The following is an 18,659-nucleotide window of genomic DNA, read 5'->3' as shown; positions in this document are numbered from 1 at the left end:
GGTGCCTGGGNGCGCCCCCGCGCCAAGGAAGATTGCTCAGGTGGCCGAGACGAGGGGGAGCGCGGTGGAGGAGAAGTGGGAGGCGACGCGGTCGTCGGTCGGGTCCTGGGCCGGGTCGCGGTGGACGACGAGGTGGCGGTAGAGGGTGTCGCGCTGCGCGGGGATGCGGCCGGCCGTGCGGATCAGGCTGATCAGTTCGGAGCGGTTGGTCCGGTGGCGAGCGCCCGCCGAGGAGACGACGTTCTCCTCCAGCATCACCGAGCCGAGGTCGTCGGCGCCCATGTGCAGGGTGAGCTGGCCGACCTCCTTGCCGGTCGTCAGCCACGAGCCCTGCAGGTGGGCGATGTTGTCGAAGAACAGCCGGGCGACGGCGACGAGGCGCAGGTACTCCAGCGTCGTGGCCTGGGTCCGCCCGCCGAGGTGGTTGTTCTCCGGCTGGTAGGTCCACGGGATGAACGAACGGAAGCCGCCGGTACGGTCCTGCACGTCCCGGATCATCTTCAGGTGCTCGATGCGCTCGGCGTTCGTCTCGCCGGTGCCCATCATGAAGGTCGCGGTCGATTCCAGGCCGAGGGTATGCGCCGTCTCCATCACCGACAGCCAGACATGGCCGGGCTCCTTGAGCGGGGCGATGGCGTGCCGGGGGCGCTCGGTGAGGATCTCCGCGCCGGCGCCGGCGAAGCTGTCCAGGCCCGCGTCGCGCAGCCGGGTGATGACCTCGGGGAACGTCAGGCCGGAGGTGCGGGCGATGTGCACGACCTCGCTGGCACCCAGCGAGTGCAGGGCGAGCTGCGGGTAGGCCGCCTTGATCGCGCCGAACACCTGCTCGTACCACTCGATGCCGAAGTCGGGGTTGTGGCCGCCCTGGAGCATGATCTGGGTGGCACCGAGCTCCACGGCCTCGCCGCACTTGGTGACGATGTCGTCGACGTCGCGGACCCAGCCCTCGGCGTGCTTCGGCGCCCGGTAGAACGCGCAGAACCGGCAGGCCGTCACGCAGATGTTCGTGTAGTTGATGTTACGGTCGATGATGTAGGTGGCAATGCCGTCGGGATACCGGCGGCGACGTACCGTGTCCGCCGCCGTGCCGAGCGCGTGCAGGGGTGCCTGGGTGTAGAGGAGCAGGGCCTCCTCGGGCGAGATGCGGCCGCCCCCGGCGGCCCGGTCCAGGATCGACCGGATCTCGCCGGCGCCGTCGCCCCGACCCACCGCAGACTCGCCGTCGGCATCCACAAGGCTCATGGCGCGATGGTACGACCTGGATCCCGATGCCGGACCACGTCGCGCTCAGGCCAGCACCAGGACGGTCGGGGTGAGACGGCCGGACGATCAGTAGCCGGAACGACCGCCGGTGTCGGCCGGACCGGTGCTCGGAGGGACGTCCGCGTCGTAGCCGCTGGACGACCGCTCACCGTAACCGGCACCGGACCCGCTGGACGGCCGCTCACCATAGCCGGCATCGGACCCGCTGGACGGCCGCTCACCGTAGCCCTGCTCGGAACCAGAGCCGCCAGTCCCGGACGGCCGCTCACCGTAACCGTGCTCCGCGCCGTAGCCGCCCGGGTGGCTCGGGGTCGAGCCGGTGGTCGGGCCGTCGGTGGTCGGGCCGCCGGTGGTCGGGGGGCTACCCGGAGCGTTGTGATGGCCGGGGCCGTGGGTGCGGTTGGTGAACTTCTGCTGTACCTGCTTGATCTTGGCTCGGTTCTCGGGCTTGTTGGCCGCAGCCTTGGCCTTGTCGACCATTTCTCGCGTCTTCGGGCTGTGCAGAAATTCGTTGATCTTGCTTGAGATGCTCGCCATGAGGTCGGTGTACCTATCCGGCGGTGGTTTTACGCCTGTCGGTCAGCCGTTCCGCGCTCCGTCACCCCGGACCGCCCGAGGAACCGCCCAAGGTGTCCTTGGCCTGGTTCCACAGGCTGTCCACCTGGTCGCCCACGCCGTTCTTGACCGAGGTGGCCACCTTGTCCCACAGCCGGCTGCGCTGCTCGTCGACCATGGACGCGATCTGGTCGGCCGCGGAGAGCAGGAGCAGGACGACCAGAACGAACAGGATCGTCCGCTTGAAGGGGATCCGCAGCCGGAACCGTCGGCGCGGGCGTCGCGGCGCCGGGGGGTCATGGTGTTCCGGCGCCCGGTCGCGGGGGCGCTCGGCGACCGGGCGCGGCGCCGGTTGCGGGCGCGCGGCATCGCCGCGGTCGGCCGCCCGTCGCCCCTCGGCGCGCCGCCCCTCGGGACGGTCCGGTGCATACGGCTGGGCCTGCGGGTATGGCTGGGCCTGCGGATACGGCTGGGCCCGCTGGTTGGGCTGGGCCTGGGGATAGGGCTGGGCCTGGGGGTAGGGCTGGGCGGGGTAGGGCTGGGCCGGCGGGTGGGGCCGGGCCTGCGGATACGGCTGTGGCTGCTGCTGAGGCGGCGGGTACGGGCGGCCCGCCTGGCGAGGTGCCGCAGACGGGGGTGGTGCCGCCGGCGGGTAGGGCGACGGGGGCGAGCGGCGGTCGTCCGCCGGCGGCGCCGGCTCGGCGCGGCGGTCGCGGGCTGCCGGTCCGGGTGCGGCGGCCGGGGCGGGAGGCTGCTCATCTTCGTACTGGACGAATCCCGCGCGCCGCCGCCGGCGGCCCGGCACCCCCTGACCGTCGGCAGCGCCACCGAAGCCGGCGCCACCACCACCACCAAAGCCGGCGCCCTCGAAACCAGCGTCGCCGGCGCGGCCCGCCTCCTCGGCGGCCCCGCCGCGGGCGCGCGGGGCGCGATCCTCGACGCCGAGACCGGCCAACGCCGGTGGCGGCACGGGCGGCCCGGCCGGCGGCGGAAGGTCGGCCGGCTCATCCCATCTGGGTTCCCTCGCCGACGGGGCGTCGCCTTCCCACCAGCCGTGCTGCTCGCCGGCGCCGGCGACGCGGGTCCGCGCCGGCCTGGCGGCGTCGGCGCGCCGGGCGCCGGGCGCCGGGGGGTCGACGTCCGGTCCGGTCGAGCCGTCGGCGGCCACCGAGTCGTCATAGCGCCTGGTCCGGAAGGCGTCCGCGCCCGCTGCGGCCCCAGCGGCCCCAGCGGCCCCAGCCGCGGCCGCGGCGGCGCTGCGGCCTCGCGGCCAGGTGCCGTCGAGGACGGCGGTGGCCGCGACCCGGGTGTCCCCGCCGGGCGGCGCCTCCTCCCCGAGCAGGGTCAGCAGCAGCCGTTCGGTCGACGGGCGGTCCCGCGGGTCGCGAGCGAGCGCGGAGCGGACGACGGGTTGGAGCTGCGCCGGCACGTCCCGCAGGTCGGGCCGACCCGTCTGGATCTTCTCCGACATCTCCAGGTAGGTGCCCTGCCCGTAGGGGTGAGCGCCGACGGCGGCGTAGGCGATGAGCAGGCCCCAGGCGAAGACGTCGACCGCCGGGCCGATCGTCGAGCCCTCCATCTGCTCGGGGGCCATCCAGCCGACCGAGCCGAGGACGAGGCCGGTCTGGGTCCGTCCCTGCGCCGCGTCGAGGGCCCGGGCGATCCCGAAGTCGATGACCCGGGGGCCGGAGAACGACAGCATGACGTTGCTCGGCTTGAGGTCACGGTGGACGATGCCGGCCTTGTGGATCGCGGTCAGCGCGCTGGCCACACCGATCGCCACGCCCTGCAGGGTCGACATCGGCAGCGGCCCGGACCGGGTGACGACGTCATCGAGGCGAACGCCGTCGATGTACTCCGTGACCAGGTAGGGGCGGCGGGCGGCGGGATCGGCGTCGAGGACCTGCGCGGTGCAGAACGGGGCGACCCGGCGCGCCGCGGCGACCTCGTCCCGGAACCGGTCGCGGAACTCGGGGTCGGCGGCCAGGTCCGAGCGGATCACCTTGATCGCGACGAGGGCTCCGGCGGTGTCGCGGGCGAGGTACACCGTGCCCATGCCGCCCGAGCCGAGCCGGCGCACGACCCGGTAGGCGCCGATGACGGTGGGGTCGTCCGGGTGCAGTGCCTCACCCCGGGTGCCGTCCGGCGCGTCCCGGCCCGTCGATCGATCCGCCACCGCTCTCCCGCCCGTGTCCGCTGTAGTGCCCACCGCCGCTCGGTGCGGCCCGGCGACTGCGGGTGCCTGTTACCTCACGCTAGCCCTCGCCGGACGCCACACGGGGAGCGCTGTCCGCCATCCGACGGCCGCGACGGTGCGCCGTTCCCCCCGGAACGTCCTGGAATACTGCCTGAACAGCCGGCACGAGCGACAACGAACCGGGCAACGGCGAAACGATACAAGCGCAACGCCGCCTCCCGTTGACCGGGACCGCGCTTCGCCCGGCGATCCGGGCGCATCGCCCGGCACTGCCGGCGCCCGGCGTCGCGGCACCGGCCGGTCAGGGACGCCCACCAGCGGAGATGACGGCGTGCCAGCCGGATCTCCGGCAGGATGAGGCGAAGGAACGTCCAGTGGCACCGACCGGACACTCCAGTCCGACCGGTCGGGTCGCGGGCCGCGAGGTGCGGGGAGCTGCTCATGGTCACGCAGTCGGTCGAGGCGAACGACGGCACCGCCGTCCGCCCGGAGGCCGCCGCGGGCGGCGACGTCGACACCAGCGTGGACATGCTGATCGTCGGCGCCGGCCCCGCGGGGCTCTACGGCGCCTACTACGCGGGTTTCCGGGGCATGTCGGTCGCGCTGATGGACTCGTTGCCCGAGGCAGGCGGCCAGGTCACCGCGATGTACCCGGAGAAGGTGATCTACGACGTGGCCGGCTTCCCGGCCATCCGCGGCCGCGAGCTGGTCGACGCCCTCGTCACCCAGGCGGCCCAGTTCGACCCGACCTACCTGCTCGACCAGCAGGCCGCCGAGCTCGCCCACGAACCGGAGGCGGTCGTGGTGACCAGCAGCCAGGGCCACCGGGTCCGCGCCAGAGTAGTCGTGATCACCGGCGGGCTCGGCACGTTCACCCCGCGGCCGCTGCCGACCGGGACCGGCCATCTCGGCCGCGGCCTGGCCTACTTCGTGCCGAAGCTGGACGCCTACGCCGACCAGGACGTTGTCGTGGTCGGCGGCGGGGACAGCGCCTTCGACTGGGCGCTCGCCCTGGAGCCGATCGCCCGCTCGGTCACGCTGGTGCACCGCCGCGACCGGTTCCGCGCGCACGCGGCGACGATCGAGCGGGTCGAGGCGTCGAGCGTGGAGATCCTCACCTTCTCCGAGGTCGCCGCCATCCACGGGGAGGACCGGATCGAGAAGGTCGAGCTGGTGCAGACCCGCACCGGAGACCGGCACGTCCGCCCGGCGCAGGCGGTGGTCGCCGCGCTCGGCTTCACCGCCGACCTCGGGCCGCTGACCCGCTGGGGGCTCACCATGGCCCGGCGCCACATCGCGGTCGACTCGACGATGTTCACCGGCGTCGACCGGGTCTTCGCGGCCGGGGACATCACCGAGTACCCCGGCAAGGTCCGCCTGATCGCCACCGGTTTCGGCGAGGTCGCGACCGCCGTCAACAACGCCGCGCCGGTCGTCGACCCCGCGGCGAAGGTGTTCCCGGGGCACAGCTCCGGCGACAGCACCGCCTGACCACATGACCGCCCGACCGGAATGACCGTCTGACCGGACGACCGCCCGACCGGAATGACCGCCTGGCCGTCTGACCGGACGGCCAGCGGCCGCGATCGGGCATCTGGCGCACACTGGTGGCATGCGCGGTCTTCTGGTTATCGGCCACGGTTCACGGCGGGACGAGGCGAACGCCACCGTCCGCGAGCTGGCCCGCCGCCTGGCGACCGAACCTCGCCAGGACGGCGACGGCTGCGCGGGTCGCCCGCCGTCCGCGCCGGCAGCGCCGCGGCCGTGGGGGGCCGTCGAGGCGGCGTACCTCGAGGTCAGCCGGCCCGACATCGGCGAGGGCTATGCCAGGCTCGCGGACGCGGGGTGCACCGAGATCGTCGTCTATCCGTTCTTCCTCTTCGGCGGCAACCACACCCGCCGCGACCTCCCCGCGGCACTGGAGGAGGCACGCGGACGGCACCCGACGACCCGCTGGATCCTCTCCGAGCCCCTCGGCCTGCATGCCTGCGTCGTCGAGGCGGTGCGGGCACGGCTCGACGACACGTTGCGCGACCTGGTCGCCGCAGCCGAGCACCCCACCGGCTGACGGACCGGCCCCACGTCCGGCGATCATGGCGCCCCCTCAGGAACCGCGCCCTGCGTCGCAGCCCCTCGCAGGGAGGCGGTACGCCTGAGAACGGTGCCGCCGACGACGGCAGGCGGCGGCCGCCGGGGTGACGATCAGAAGGCCGCGGCGGCGCGGCTGGCGGCGACGAAGTCCGCGACGGCGGCGGCAAGCGGGCGCACCCCCGGCTCGGCCGGCACGATGTCCACCCGGATGCCGGCGGCCTCGCAGGCCTGGGCGCTGCGTCGGCCCATCGCGGCGACGAGCAGGTCCGGGGGCAGCGGCCCGTACAGCTCGGCGGTGCTGCGGGCAGCCGTCGAGGAGGCGAACGCCGCGACGTCGAAGTCGCCGTGCCGCAACTCGTCGGCGATCCGCGGATCGGGATCAGCGGTCACGTCGGTCAGCAGCGGCACCCGCCGCGGCGTCCACGGGCCGTCGGCCGGCAGGTCGGCGGCGCCGACGACGAGCACCTCCGGCACCGGGGCCGGCCGGCGGCCCGCCGTCCCCTGCCCGGCACCCACCGCTGCCCCGGCACCCACCGCACCCTCTGCACGGGCAGCACGGGCGGCCCGGCCGGCATCTCCCGCGCCTGCGGCGAGGTCGTCGAGCGTGGTGGCGGCCAGGCCCAGTGCGTCGAGGGCGGCGGTGACGTCGGGGCGGGCGGCCACCAGGGTCAGCCCGGCCAGCGCGCGCACGTCGGTGCCCGCCCGGCGCAGCAGGGCGACCACCGCGGCGACCTCGTCCGGGTCGGCGAGGACGAGGCCCGCGGCCCCGGGCAGCGCCGCCAGCAGAGCCGCACCGGCGTCGTCGAGCGGGGCGGGGCGGGCCACGACCGTCTCGACCGCGTCCGCGCCGAGCTGTCGCAGCCGGCGGGCCAGCAGGCCCGGGCGGGGCCGGGTGCGGGCGACCAGGACGCGCACGCCCGCGAGCGGCGCCGCACCGGCGGCCGGGGCGTCGTTGCGGGCGGCGACCTCGCCCACCACGATCACTGCCGGTGACCGCACGCCCGCGGCGATCGCGTCGATGGCCAGAGCGTCGAGCGTGGTGCGCAGGACCCGCTGGGCGGGGGTGGCGCCACGCTCGATCACCGCGACCGGGGTGGCCTCCGGGCGGCCACCGGCGAGGAGGGCGTCGGCGATGTCCATGAGCCGCGCCACCCCCATGAGGATGACGATCGTCGCCCGGGAGGCGGCGAGTCCCGCCCAGTCGACGGTCGAGTCGGGGTGGCCGGGTGGCAGATGACCGGAGACGACGGCGAGTTCCTGCGCCAGGTCGCGGTGGGTGACCGGGATGCCGGCGAGCGCCGGCACGGCCAGCGCCGAGGTGATGCCGGGGACGACGGTGCAGGCCACGCCCGCCTCCGCGCAGGCCTGGGCTTCCTCACCGCCCCGGCCGAGGACGTAGGGGTCGCCGCCCTTGAGCCGCACGACCCGGGCGCCGGCCCGGGCCCGGTCGACGAGGACCGCGTTGATCTCCTCCTGGGCCCAGGAGCGGGCGGTCGGACTCTTGCCTACATGGATGATCTCCGCGTCGGGCGGCGCGGCGTCGAGCAGGACGGCCGCGGCGAGCCGGTCGACCACGACCACGTCGGCGGTCGTGAGCAGCTCACGACCACGCACAGTCAACAGCCCGGGATCGCCCGGACCAGCCCCGACCAGCCAGACCTCACCCGCGATTCGCCCGTCCATCACGGCGTGCACCGTACCTGTTCGTCCTTGTCCGACGAGCGCTCACGCGGGCGGCGCCACAGCGCGGCCGAGTCGGCGGCCGGGTCGGCGGCCGGTCAGTGGATGCCGCACTCCGTCTTGTTCGTGCCGGCCCAGCGGCCCGCGCGGCCGGCGCCCCGCCGGGTGCACGGCCAGCAGCCGACGGAGTCGTAGCCGTCGGAGAGCAGCGGGTTGACGATGACCTCGTGCTCGGCGACGTACCGGTCGACGTCGGCGTCGGTCCAGGCGGCCAGCGGATGGATCTTCACCTTGCCGCGGCGCGCGTCCCAGTCGACGACCTTCAGGTTCGCCCGGCCGGCGGACTCGGCGCGCCGCGACCCGGCGGCCCAGGCGTCGTAGGGCGCCAGCGCCCGGTCCAGCGGCACCACCTTGCGCATCCGGCAGCACAGGTCGGGGTCGGTCTGGTAAAGGTCCTGGCCGTAGACGGCGTCCTGGCCGACGACGGTGAGCTGCGGGCGGACGCTGATCAGCGGCAGGTCGTAGGTCGCGGCCACCGCGTCGCGGGTGCCGACCGTCTCGGCGAAGTGGTACCCGGTGTCGATGAAGACCACGGGCACGTCGGACCGGATCCGGGCGAGCATGTCGACCAGGATCGCCTCGGCCATGGACGCGGCGACCACCAGCTTCGTGCCGAACTCCTCGGCCGCCCAGCCGAGGATCTCCTCGGCCGGCGCGCCTTCGAGCTCGTCCCCGGCCCGCAACGCCCGGGATTGCAACGTGGCACCCATCAGCTCGTCTCCTCGTCGTCGCGCGCGGCGCCTCGCCGTGCCGTCTGGTCCCCCGTTGCGCCGCGCCTGCCCGCCGGCGTGGCACCGACCGGGCCCGCAGCGACCGCGAGGGCCGTCAGGCTCAGTCGGAAGGCTCGCCGGCAGGCCCGGCACGCCCAGTGCCCGTGCCCGGAGCCGGCGCCGTCCGGCGCCGGCTCCGGGACGATGTCCTCCTCGCCGCAGTACGGGCAGTAGAAGGGCACCGCCCGATCACTGCCGGCCATCGGCACCCCCGGCCGCCGGCCCTGCATCGGCACCGGCACCGGCACCGGCCGAGGAACCCACGGCGCCGACCGCGGCCAGCGACGCCTCGTCGGCCCGCTCCGCCCAGTCGGCAAAACTCTCCCCGTCGGCGCGCTCGCGCCGGTAGGTCTCCAGCAGGCCGACGACGTAGTCGAGCAGCCCGTCGGCGGTGACCTTGAGGCCGCGCGACTTGCGGCCCAGTCGCGACCGGGTGCCCAGGTGGCCGCCGAGGTGCACCTGGAAGCCCTCGACCATCTCACCGGCGTCGTCGGGGACCAGCGAGCCCTTCAGCCCGATGTCGGCGACCTGGAAGCGGGCGCAGGCGTTCGGGCAGCCGTTGACGTTGATCCCGATCGGCTCGTCGAAGTCGGGCAGGCGGCGCTCCAGCTCCTCGATGAGGTCGCGGGCGTTGCCCTTGGTCTCGACGATGGCCAGCTTGCAGAACTCGATCCCGGTGCAGGCCATCGTGCCGCGGCGGAACACGCTCGGCCGGACGACCAGATCCAGCGCCGCGAGCTCGGCCTCCAACGGCGCCACGGCCTCGTCGGCCACGTCGAGGATGACCAGCTTCTGGGTCGTCGTCGCGCGGATGCGGCCCTGTCCGAACCGGTCGGCGAGATCCGCCACAGCGCGCAGGATCGTCCCGGACACCCGCCCCGCGCGCGGGGCGAAGCCCACCGCGTTGCGCCCGTCGCGCTGGCGGTGCACGCCGATGTGGTCGCGGCCCTCGTTGCGCGGGGGCGCCGGCGGCGGCCCGTCCGGCAGCGCGGCCGTCAGGTACTCCTTCTCCAGCGTGGTGCGCACCCATTCGGCGCCCATGTCCGCGACGAGGAACTTCAGCCGGGCTCGGGTGCGCAGGCGCCGGTAGCCGTAGTCGCGGAACAGCGAGGCGACGCCGTGCCAGACCTCGGCAACCCGCGCCGGCGGCACGAACGTCCCCAGCCGCACGCCGAGCTTCGGGTTCGTCGACAGGCCGCCGCCGACCCACAGGTCGTAGCCCGCGCCGAGCTCCGGATGGACGACGCCGACGAACGCGATGTCGTTGATCTCGTGCAGCGTGCAGTGGTCCGCGCAACCGGAGATCGCGCTTTTGAACTTACGGGGCAGGTTCGCCAGCGTCGGGTCGCCGACGAAGCGCTCGACCACCTCGTCGATAGCGGCCGACCCGTCGATGACCTCGTCGCCGTCGACGCCCGCCAGCGGGCAGCCGAGGATGACCCGCGGGGTGTCGCCGCACGCCTCGGCGGTCGTCATCCCGGCGCCCTCGAGGGCACCCCAGATGGCGGGCACGTCCTCGATGCGGATCCAGTGGAGCTGGATGTTCTGCCGGTCGGTGACGTCGGCGACGTCCCGGCCATACCGGGTGGAGATGTCCGCGATGACCCGAAGCTGGTCGGCCGTCATCCGCCCGCCGTCGAGCCGGATCCGCTGCATGAAGTAGGAGTCGTCGAGCTCCTCCGGTTCGAGGACCGCCGTGCGGCCGCCGGAGATTCCCGGCCGGCGTTGCGTGTACAGGCCCCACCAGCGGAACCGGCCACGCAGGTCCTGGGGGTCGATCCCGTCGAAGCCGGTGTGCGGGTAGAGGTTGAGGATGCGGTCGCGCACCTCCAGCCCGCCTTGGTCCTTCTTCATGCGCTCGTTGGCGTTGAGCGGCTCGGAGTATCCCAACGCCCACTGGCCCGCTCCCTTGGGGCGGGACGGGCGCGCGGGACGGGCAGGGCGGGCAGGAGAAGTCATGAGATCTCTCGATGCGCGGGGAAACGCGACGCCGGCAGAGTGGCGCCGCGAACGGGAACGTCAGCGGGAGCGGCGACAGCCGGCGCTGGAGACCCGCAGCAGGTCGACGTGCAGGCGCGCGACGAGCATCGGCTCAATCACGAGGCACGCGGCCGCGGGGGACGACGCGAACCCGCGCCGGGGCGAGACGCGGACCAGATCCGTCGCTCGCTCAGCCGGCGCCCCGAGGGTGAGGGCACGCGTAACCACGGCCCCATGTTTCCACAGAAGTGACGCCGATGGGCGCGTTGTGGGTCCCAGGACCACGCCACCAGCGAGTATCACCCCGCGAACCGGGCCAAATCGGGCCAGTACCGGTGGCCTTCCCCGGCCCTCCGACACCGCCACCACAACTCTACCGCACCGATGGAGAAAATGAACAACGCAGTCCACGCCGGAGATCGGTGATGCGAGGCTCAGCCGGTGCGCCGGGCGGCGCAGAGGCGGCGGAGCTGATCGACCAGCGGGCCGGTGGCCAGGCCCTTTTCCAGTAGGGCGTCCGCGCCCAGAGCGAGCACGCGATCGAGCAGCGCGTCCTCGGAGAAGCCGGTGAAGATGACCACGGTGGCGTGCGGCGCGACCCGCCGGATCCGCGGCAGTGCGCCGAGGCCGTCGAGCACCGGCATCGCGAGATCGAGCAGCACAAGGTCCGGCGCCGTGCGCACGACCTCGTCGATGGCCTCCGCCCCGTTGGCGGCGGCGCCGACGACCACGAAGTCGGGTTCGGTGCCCAGTAGTAGGCAGAGCAGCTCACGCACGCCGTCCGCGTCGTCCACGACGACCACTCGGCGCGGGGCGACTGTGGGCGGCGGCTCGGCCGCGCCCGGGCCCGCGCCGTCACCGGGGGCGGGGTCCCCGGGCCGCTCGCCATCCGGGATCGCGGCCCACGTGACCGGGCGGCTGGCCTGCACACCCGGGCCGCAGCCAGCATCCCGGCCGGGCTCGGGGCTGCGAGCCGTCCCGGAAGAGCCCCGAGCCGGGGCGACAACGTCGTCCCGGCCGAGCCCGACGGTGTCGGCGTCCACCGAACGGCCGGTATCCACCATTCTTTTGTACGCGCCCCACCCGACCCCGCGCATCGTCATTCAGGATGGTTTCCGGGGATGACCCATGTCGGTCATCCCAGCGATACCCACAGACCGTGGCGAAGTGCCGCACGCCCGGCGTGACAGTGATAGCCCGCGTTGCGGGAATAGGCCGCCGGAGACGATCTCTCGATGATTCCGCGGCTTTCCGCCCGGACTTCCTCAGCAACACTCCCGTTTCCCAACAAGAGCCCAAGAATACAGGCATAATGTCTCGACGGGTCCGCCACGCCCGTCCGGCCCTCCTAACGTATTGCATCCGATCACACGCCTGGAGCGACACCGTCCGGCAGAAAATCCCAACTTATGACGGAGAGTAATCATCGCAAGCGTTCGCGTATGGGACTTTTGGCCTCTAGTCTACTAGGGTGCACCATGGAGTAGCCTGATCACTACCGGTGAATTCCTGCCGGCTCTCGGGGGGGGGCACGAGAGGCGGCGCACGACGACTGGCCTCCCTCGGTGGGAGGCGACCTCTGCCACGCGGAAGGACGTCAACAGATGCGGCAACGGAGCCGAGGCCGGCAGGGCGCGGCGACCGCTGAAGACCTGCTCCCCGTGGAGGTCCGGCGGCGGCGCTGTGAACGCGTTCTCTCCCGGGACGAGCTCGCCCGACGCACCGGCTACAGCCGCCAGTACATCTCCCAGTTGGAGCAGCCCAGTCGTGGGATTCCTTCGCGCCCCGTGATCGCGGCCGTCGACGCGGCGCTGGAGGCCGGGGGCGCCCTGGTCGACCTGCGCGAGGCGGCCGTGGCCGCGCGAGCCGAGCGCCTGCGTCGCCGGCCCGACCCGGAGCGGGAGTCCCGCCGCCGGGTGTCGGACCTGCTCGACCACCGCCGGTCGGACCGCGAGCTCGACTACCTCGATCGGCTGGTTGCCGACCTCATCGCCAAGGCCGACCGGCTCGACCCGCAGGACGTCACCGCCCGGGTACTCGACCAGCAGAGCGTGGTCGACAACCTGCTATGCACCCCGCTGCTGCCGCATCAGCAGTTCCGGCTGTTCATGCTCGCCGGCCACCTGGCCGGCCTGCTCGCCATCTCGCTGCTCGACGTCGACGAGCTCGCGGGCGCGAGCACCTGCTGCCTGGAGGCGGCGGTGTTCACCGAACTCACCGGGCACGAGGGGCTGCGGGCCTGGACCCTCGCCGTCAACGGGCTCATCGACGCCGCCGCCCGGCGGGAGTGCGCCGCCGACGCCGGCCAGGCGCCGGACGCCGCCGCGCCGGATGCGACTGTCGACGGCGGGGTCGGCGACGGCGGGCGCGGCGACGGCGGGCTCGGCGGGCCGACCGTCACCCCGCTGCACAGGCGGCCGGGGGCTGCCGGCCGCACCCCGGCGATGCCCACTCCCCCGCCGAGCGCCGCCCCGCCGGCCAGGTTGGATCCCGTGGAGGGGCCGGCGTCGCCAGTCGGGTCGGGCGCGTCGGCGGAGGCGTTCACCCCGGCCGGGTCCGGCGCGCAACCGGAGGATTCGGCTGCCTTCGAACCCGCCCTGCCCGGTGGAGACGGCGGCGAATCACTCGACGAAATGCTGATCGCGCCCGGCGGGCGGGCCACGCCGCCCCGGCTGATCGCGCTGGTGAAGGGGCGCATCGCCCGCTTCGCGACCGCGAACACCCACCGGGCCGTCCCACCGTCCGGTATCTCCCACGCGTTCCGCCCGCCGGTCTGACCCCGGGCTGACCCCGGGCTGAGCTGTCCCGCGCCCGGTCCAACGCCGTCAGATCGGGCGGATCAGACCTCGGCGAAGGTCATCGCCCGCAGCGGGGGGACGTCGCCGCGGCGCGCGGCCTTGTCCGCGAAGGCGCGGATGCCCGCCTGCTGCCGTTCACCCAGCCGGAAGTCGAGGGTGGTGAAGTAGCGGGCCAGCGTCGCCGGGTCGAACACCTCGAAACGGGCCGCCCGCGTCGCTACCTGGTCAACATCGCGCAGCGCGAGGTCCAGCCCGGACCGGAACGCGTCGTGGACCTCCTTCACCGTCCCGGGATGCCGCTGCGCGAACGATTTTCGGGCCGCCCACACCGCGAAGACCATCGGCAGCCCGCTCCACTCCCGCCAGGCCGCACCCAGGTCGATCAGGCCCAGGGGATGGCCCTCGCCGCCGCGTTCGGCATCGTAGGTCGCGCGCAGCGCCACGTCTCCGATGATCACCGCGGCGTCGGCCTCCCGCAGCATCGACGGCAGGTCGGGCGGCATCGTGACGTACGTCGGCCGCAGTCCGTGGCGTTCCTCCAGCAGCATCCGGGCCAACAGCACGCTGGTCCGCGACGTCGAGCCGAGCGCAACGGTGCGGACCTCGGCAAGCGGCACCGCCGTGCTCAGCACGACGGACAGCACCGGCCCGTCGGAGCCGACCGCGAGATCGGGCAGGACGACGAGATCCTCCGCGTGCCGGAGGTACTCGACCAGGCTGATCGGGCCGATGTCCAGGTCGCCCGCCACGAGGGCCTCGTTGAGGCGATCGGGGGTGTCCTTGGTCAGCTCGATGTCGAGCAGCGCACCGGAGTGAACCAGCCCCCAGTACAGCGGCAGGCAGTTCAGGAACTGGATGTGCCCGACCCGCGGCCGGGCTTCGGTGCCCGCCGGCCCGGTCAACGCCGGCCGCCGTGACGGTTCTCCATCACGGCGAGGACCGCGCGACGCTGTCGCAGCGCCAACGGATAGCTCATCAGTCCACTGACGACCAATGCCAGCACAAATGCGAGAANCCCGCCCGCCCCGAGCAGCAGGACGACGGCGAGCACCACCCCGAAGAGCACCGCGCGGAGCGCGAAATACCGCAGGTTGATGCCGAGCAGGCCGCGATCCTTCGCCGCCGGGGCCCCCGGCGGCGCGGCCGCGACCCCCGGCGGCGCGGCCGCGGGCCGCCTCGGGCGCACGGTGGGGCGCTTGCGCAGTTCCATCAGGACCTCCGCTTCTTCGTCGGCACCCAGCCGAGCCGGCGCAGCACGGTCGGGAAGAACCCCAGCCCGAGGAAGACGACGAGCAGGCCGAGCAGGCTCGCGCCGCCGATCGGCAGACCGGCCCAGTCGAGCAGCACGTAGACCGCCACGCCCGGGACCAGGATCACCAGGAAGGCGAGCACGAAGATTGAGCCGATTCCTGGCGCGCCGGGCGGTCGGACCGGCGGGCGGGGGGNGGAGGNGGCGTTCGCCGCCGGGGTGCCCGCGGGCGCGGGCTGGCCCGCCGCGCGGTCCTGCGTCGGCTCGTCCTCGCTGACCATCGAATCCCGCCTCAGGCGTCGATGGAGGTCGGGATCTCGCGGCGGGCCGGATCGGGACCGTCGTAGGCGCGGATCTCCCGGTAACGGGTGTCCCGCTCGACCGGCCGGAAGCCGGCGTCCCGAATGATCGCCAGCAGGTCCTCGCGCGTCATCGTGTTCGGAGTACCGAAGCGGTCCGCGTCATGAGTGATCTTGTACTCGACGACCGATCCGTCCAGGTCGTCGGCGCCGAAGTTCAGCGCGAGCTGCGCCGTGGTCAGCCCGTGCATCACCCAGAAGCACTTGACGTGGTCGATGTTGTCGAACAGCAGCCGGGAGACGGCGAACGTCTTCAGCGCCTCCGCGCCGGTCGCCATCGGCTGGTTCATCAGCCGGTTGCGCGGGTCACCGGCGGCGTCGTGCTGGAAGCGCAGCGGGATGAACACCGCGAAGCCGCCCGTCTCGTCCTGCAGCTCCCGCAGCCGCAGCACGTGATCCACCCGGTGGCGCGGCTCCTCGATGTGCCCGTAGAGCATGGTGCAGGGAGTACGCAGGCCCTTGGCATGGGCGAGGCGATGGATGCGCGACCAGTCCTCCCAGTGGGTGTCGTGGCCGACGATGTGCTGCCGGATCTCCCAGTCGAAGATCTCCGCGCCGCCGCCGGTCAGCGACTCCAGCCCCGCGTCGATGAGCTCGTCGAGGATCTCGTCGGCGGGCAGTCCGCTGATCTTCTCGAACCAGTGGATCTCGGTGGCGGTGAACGCCTTGAGCGCGACGCCGGGCAGCGCCTTGCGCAGCTCCCGCAACGAGCGGGGGTAGTAGCGCCACGGCAGCGTCGGGTGCAGGCCGTTGACGATGTGCAGCTCGGTGATGCCGGCCGGCTCCATCTCCTTCGCGAGCCGGACGGCCTCCTCGATCCGCATCGTGTAGGCGTCGGCCTCGCCGGGCTTGCGCTGGAACGAGCAGTAGGCGCAGGACGCCGAGCAGACGTTGGTCAGGTTCAGGTGCCGGTTGACGTTGAAGAAGGTCCGGTCGCCGTTCTTCCTGGTCCGGACCTCGTGGGCGAGGCCGCCGAGCCAGGCGAGATCGTCACTGGCATACAGCGCCTCCCCGTCGGCGCGGCTCAGCCGCTCGCCGGCGGAAACCTTGGCCTCGATCTCCCGTTTGAGCCCAGCATCCATGCCATCCAGACTAGCCCGCAACGCCGTCAGNCCCNCCCGAGCCGGCCGGGCTGACCCGTCACAACCGCCGGGCCCGTGGGGGTCGGTCAGGCGTCCCGGCCCTTGCCGGCACCCGGCGACGGCGGCCCGGCCGCGTCCCGGCCCGCGGCGGCACGCTGCGCCGCCCGCCGCTGCATGCGTCCCAACGGCCAGGTCAGCAGGCCGGCGACCGCGAACCCGATCAGCACCGCGAGCAGCAGGTTCACCCCGACCACCGCGAGCACGACCGTGATCACCACCAGGGCGGCCAGCCGGATCAGGAAGTACGGCAACTGCACCCGTAGGTCCACATCCTGCATCGGGGGCCGCTGTCGACGCCCGGCCCGGCCCGCGTCGCCGGCCTGTCCGCCGCCCGCCGAACGACCGCCGCCCGCTGGCCGGTCGGGGCCGCCCGTCCCGGCCGCCTTCGATCGGCCGGAACCGCGTCCCCGCCCCTTCGCCGCCCCGCGCCCGTTCGTCGCCATGTCGCCCTCGATCCGCCGAGCTCCGCGCCCCGCCGGGGCGGTGGCTGTGATCCACCCCCCGGCCCTGGGCCGTCGCCGCCCACTCTGCCCGCCCAGGCCCCGCCCCTGCCAGAGGGATCCCGGAACTACCCGGTCGAGAACGAACCGCCGCCAGCCTGATGTGGTCGCGGGTGGCCCTTCGGCCGGCCGACCCGGCTGCGTCAGGCGCCGGCGAGACCGAGTTGGTGCCGTAGCGCCGCCTCGTCGGCGAGGGCCCAGTGCTCGACGACCTTCCCGTCTCGCACCCTGACCATGTCCAGGCCGGTTACCTCGTAGCGACGGCCGGAGCCCGGGTGGGTGCCACGGAGCGTGTAACGGTTGACCGACGTGTCCCCGGTCGAGACGTTCTGCTCGATCCTCGCGGAGACGTTCTGGAACCCCTCGTTCATGCGCTCCCACTTCCTTCGCCAGGCGGCGATGCCGTGGTGGTCGCCCTCCCGGCCCCCTCGGTGGTCGATCACGTCCGGGTCGATCAGTGTCAGTGCGTCGTCGAGTCGGCCGGCGAGAACCTCGCCGTACTTCTCGACGACGCGACGGTGGACGTCAGCCGCATTCGACATGCTGCGCTCCTCGAATACCGTGGCACTGGACGTACACAAGCGGGGAACTCCCCGATTATCTCGCGGTCGACAACATAACCGGGGAACTCCCTGGTTAACAAGGGGGATCATGGCGCTCCCGGACTCGGCAGGTCCGCCGCAGGCCGAGCGGCACCTGCGGGCGGACGCCCGACGCAACTACGAGCGGCTGCTCACCGCCGCCGCCGCGGTCTTCCGCGAGCAGGGCGTCGACGCCGCCCTCGACGAGGTCGCGCGGCAGGCCGGAGTGGGCAACGCGACCATGTATCGCCACTTCCCGACCCGGCAGGACCTGATCGTCGCCGTCTACTCCGACGAGGTGGACGCGCTCTGCGCACGCGGCGAAAGTCTGCTGTCGGACCAGCGGGCCGACGACGCGCTCTTCATGTGGCTGCACGACCTCGTCAGGTTCGTCGGGGACAAACGTGAGCTCGCGCTGGCGCTCGGCGCCGACGTCGACAGCGCGAGCCGGTCGGGACTGTTCAACCGGTGGCATTCGGCGATGTACCGGACGGTCACGGCCCTGGTCGTCCAGGAACAGCAGCGAGGCACCCTCCGGGACGATGTCGACGGGTGGGATCTCCTGGTCCTGGTCAACGGGATCGCGCTCGGTGGCGTCGGCCCTGAGCGGGTCGGAGCCCTGTTGGACCTCGTCCGACGCGGAGCGGCCCCCGGTCCGGCAACCGGCACGACCGGGACGTGACGCCGGGCCACGCGGCCCGCGTGCCCTCGGTCACCCCGTCCGGTGACCGGCCTGGTCGGATCGTCGGGCCTGGCCGAGTTCGCCGGTCCAGCGCCGGAACAGGGCGTGGTCGACGCCGGCCGCGTCGAGTATCCGGCCGGCGACGAAGTCGACGAGGTCGGCGGCGGTGCGCGCGCCGGCGTAGAAGCCGGGACTGGCCGCGGCGACCACCGCCCCGGCGTCGTGCAGGGTGAGCATGTGGCGCAGCGTCGCGCCCGTGTACGGCATCTCCCGCGGGACGACGACGAGGCGCCGGCCCTCCTTGAGGGTCACGTCGGCGGATCGCTGCAGCAGATCCTTGGACAGGCCGAGGGCGATCCCGGCCAGGCACGCGGTGCTCGCCGGGACGACGATCATGCCGCGAGTCCGGTACGAGCCACTGCTCGTCGGGGCGGCGAGGTTGCCGGGCGCGTGCACCGCCACGAGCGTCTCCACGGCGGCGGCCGATTCGGGAGCGGATGCGCCGAGAGGGGCGGACAGCCAGCGTTCCAGCGGTTGCTGCCAGGCGGCGTCGTGCCAGGCGATGCCGGTCTCGTCGAGCAGGGTCAGCCGCGCCGCCCGGGACAGCACCAGATCGACCGGTAGCCCGGCGGTGAGCAGGCCGCGCAGCACGGCGGCTGCGTACGGCGTCCCGCTGGCGCCGCTCACGCCCACCACCCAGGGAACCCGATCGCTCCCGGCGCCGGCGTGCGGGTCGTGCGTCACGGTGACGG

General features: G+C 73.4%; 18 protein-coding genes and 1 pseudogene. 4 read left to right on the top strand and 15 right to left on the bottom strand.

Going from position 1 to position 18,659, the window contains the following annotated elements:
• Window positions 1-36: 36 nt before the first annotated feature.
• The 3 genes from mqnC to FF36_RS11960 form a co-directional block, all read right to left on the bottom strand.
• Window positions 37-1,242: a cyclic dehypoxanthinyl futalosine synthase gene (gene mqnC / locus FF36_RS11970; protein WP_044885115.1), complete on the bottom strand. Its 1,206-nt coding sequence runs from the start codon at window positions 1,240-1,242 to the stop codon at window positions 37-39.
• An 87-nt stretch (window positions 1,243-1,329) separates the two neighbouring features.
• On the bottom strand, window positions 1,330-1,800 hold the full coding sequence (locus FF36_RS11965; protein ID WP_044885114.1) for a hypothetical protein: 471 nt from the start codon (window positions 1,798-1,800) through the stop codon (window positions 1,330-1,332).
• Between the two features lie 61 nt (window positions 1,801-1,861).
• The gene (locus FF36_RS11960; protein ID WP_044885113.1) at window positions 1,862-3,994 is read right to left on the bottom strand and encodes a serine/threonine-protein kinase; all 2,133 of its coding nucleotides are present in this window, start codon (window positions 3,992-3,994) and stop codon (window positions 1,862-1,864) included.
• Between the two features lie 549 nt (window positions 3,995-4,543).
• On the opposite strand from FF36_RS11960, the gene FF36_RS11955 reads away from it, so the two are divergent.
• Complete coding sequence (locus tag FF36_RS11955) at window positions 4,544-5,506, top strand: NAD(P)/FAD-dependent oxidoreductase (protein WP_044885158.1); 963 nt, start codon at window positions 4,544-4,546, stop codon at window positions 5,504-5,506.
• Between the two features lie 121 nt (window positions 5,507-5,627).
• Window positions 5,628-6,083 (top strand): sirohydrochlorin chelatase, encoded by a 456-nt coding sequence (locus FF36_RS11950; RefSeq protein WP_044885112.1) that lies wholly within the window; start codon window positions 5,628-5,630, stop codon window positions 6,081-6,083.
• A 134-nt stretch (window positions 6,084-6,217) separates the two neighbouring features.
• Here FF36_RS11950 and cobA read toward each other — a convergent pair whose 3' ends face one another.
• From cobA to FF36_RS37755, 6 genes are all read right to left on the bottom strand, one after another.
• Window positions 6,218-7,789, bottom strand: a complete 1,572-nt coding sequence (gene cobA, locus FF36_RS11945; protein WP_044885111.1) for a uroporphyrinogen-III C-methyltransferase — start codon at window positions 7,787-7,789, stop codon at window positions 6,218-6,220.
• 95 nt (window positions 7,790-7,884) lie between these two features.
• Complete coding sequence (locus FF36_RS11940) at window positions 7,885-8,556, bottom strand: phosphoadenylyl-sulfate reductase (protein ID WP_044885110.1); 672 nt, start codon at window positions 8,554-8,556, stop codon at window positions 7,885-7,887.
• Window positions 8,556-8,819: a hypothetical protein gene (locus tag FF36_RS11935; RefSeq protein WP_044885157.1), complete on the bottom strand. Its 264-nt coding sequence runs from the start codon at window positions 8,817-8,819 to the stop codon at window positions 8,556-8,558. The genes FF36_RS11940 and FF36_RS11935 overlap by 1 nt, the downstream gene beginning before the upstream one ends.
• A complete protein-coding gene (locus tag FF36_RS11930; protein ID WP_044885109.1) occupies window positions 8,806-10,575 on the bottom strand; it encodes a nitrite/sulfite reductase in 1,770 nt (589 codons plus the stop codon). Before FF36_RS11930 ends, FF36_RS11935 begins: the two co-directional genes overlap by 14 nt.
• Before the next feature lie 60 nt (window positions 10,576-10,635).
• Window positions 10,636-10,824, bottom strand: a complete 189-nt coding sequence (locus FF36_RS11925; protein ID WP_044885108.1) for a putative leader peptide — start codon at window positions 10,822-10,824, stop codon at window positions 10,636-10,638.
• A gap of 206 nt (window positions 10,825-11,030) precedes the next feature.
• Window positions 11,031-11,699 (bottom strand): response regulator, encoded by a 669-nt coding sequence (locus FF36_RS37755; protein WP_044885107.1) that lies wholly within the window; start codon window positions 11,697-11,699, stop codon window positions 11,031-11,033.
• Between the two features lie 501 nt (window positions 11,700-12,200).
• Between FF36_RS37755 and FF36_RS11915 the strand changes: the two genes are divergently transcribed.
• Window positions 12,201-13,373 carry a helix-turn-helix domain-containing protein gene (locus FF36_RS11915; RefSeq protein ID WP_044885106.1) on the top strand — a complete coding sequence of 391 codons (1,173 nt, stop codon included), beginning with the start codon at window positions 12,201-12,203 and terminating at the stop codon, window positions 13,371-13,373.
• A 62-nt stretch (window positions 13,374-13,435) separates the two neighbouring features.
• On the opposite strand, the gene FF36_RS11910 is transcribed toward FF36_RS11915, so the two are convergent.
• From FF36_RS11910 to FF36_RS11885, 5 genes and pseudogenes are all read right to left on the bottom strand, one after another.
• A complete protein-coding gene (locus FF36_RS11910; RefSeq protein ID WP_044885105.1) occupies window positions 13,436-14,296 on the bottom strand; it encodes a menaquinone biosynthetic enzyme MqnA/MqnD family protein in 861 nt (286 codons plus the stop codon).
• Between the two features lie 113 nt (window positions 14,297-14,409).
• Window positions 14,410-14,604 (bottom strand): annotated as a pseudogene (locus FF36_RS37750) (hypothetical protein); the annotation flags it as partial.
• A gap of 331 nt (window positions 14,605-14,935) precedes the next feature.
• Complete coding sequence (gene mqnE, locus FF36_RS11895; RefSeq protein ID WP_044885102.1) at window positions 14,936-16,084, bottom strand: aminofutalosine synthase MqnE; 1,149 nt, start codon at window positions 16,082-16,084, stop codon at window positions 14,936-14,938.
• Window positions 16,085-16,170: 86 nt separating this feature from the next.
• Window positions 16,171-16,422, bottom strand: coding sequence for a hypothetical protein (locus FF36_RS37745; RefSeq protein ID WP_236705509.1), 252 nt, complete (start codon window positions 16,420-16,422; stop codon window positions 16,171-16,173).
• Window positions 16,423-16,787: 365 nt separating this feature from the next.
• A complete protein-coding gene (locus tag FF36_RS11885; protein WP_044885100.1) occupies window positions 16,788-17,186 on the bottom strand; it encodes an ester cyclase in 399 nt (132 codons plus the stop codon).
• Window positions 17,187-17,295: 109 nt separating this feature from the next.
• On the opposite strand from FF36_RS11885, the gene FF36_RS11880 reads away from it, so the two are divergent.
• Window positions 17,296-17,907, top strand: a complete 612-nt coding sequence (locus FF36_RS11880; RefSeq protein WP_044885099.1) for a TetR/AcrR family transcriptional regulator — start codon at window positions 17,296-17,298, stop codon at window positions 17,905-17,907.
• Between the two features lie 30 nt (window positions 17,908-17,937).
• On the opposite strand, the gene FF36_RS11875 is transcribed toward FF36_RS11880, so the two are convergent.
• Window positions 17,938-18,603, bottom strand: a complete 666-nt coding sequence (locus tag FF36_RS11875; RefSeq protein ID WP_082121855.1) for a UbiX family flavin prenyltransferase — start codon at window positions 18,601-18,603, stop codon at window positions 17,938-17,940.
• Window positions 18,604-18,659 lie beyond the last annotated feature (56 nt).

The organism is Frankia torreyi (genome assembly GCF_000948395.1).
Lineage (GTDB): Bacteria > Actinomycetota > Actinomycetes > Frankiales > Frankiaceae > Frankia > Frankia torreyi.
This window is presented reverse-complemented; position numbering and strand designations above follow the sequence as displayed.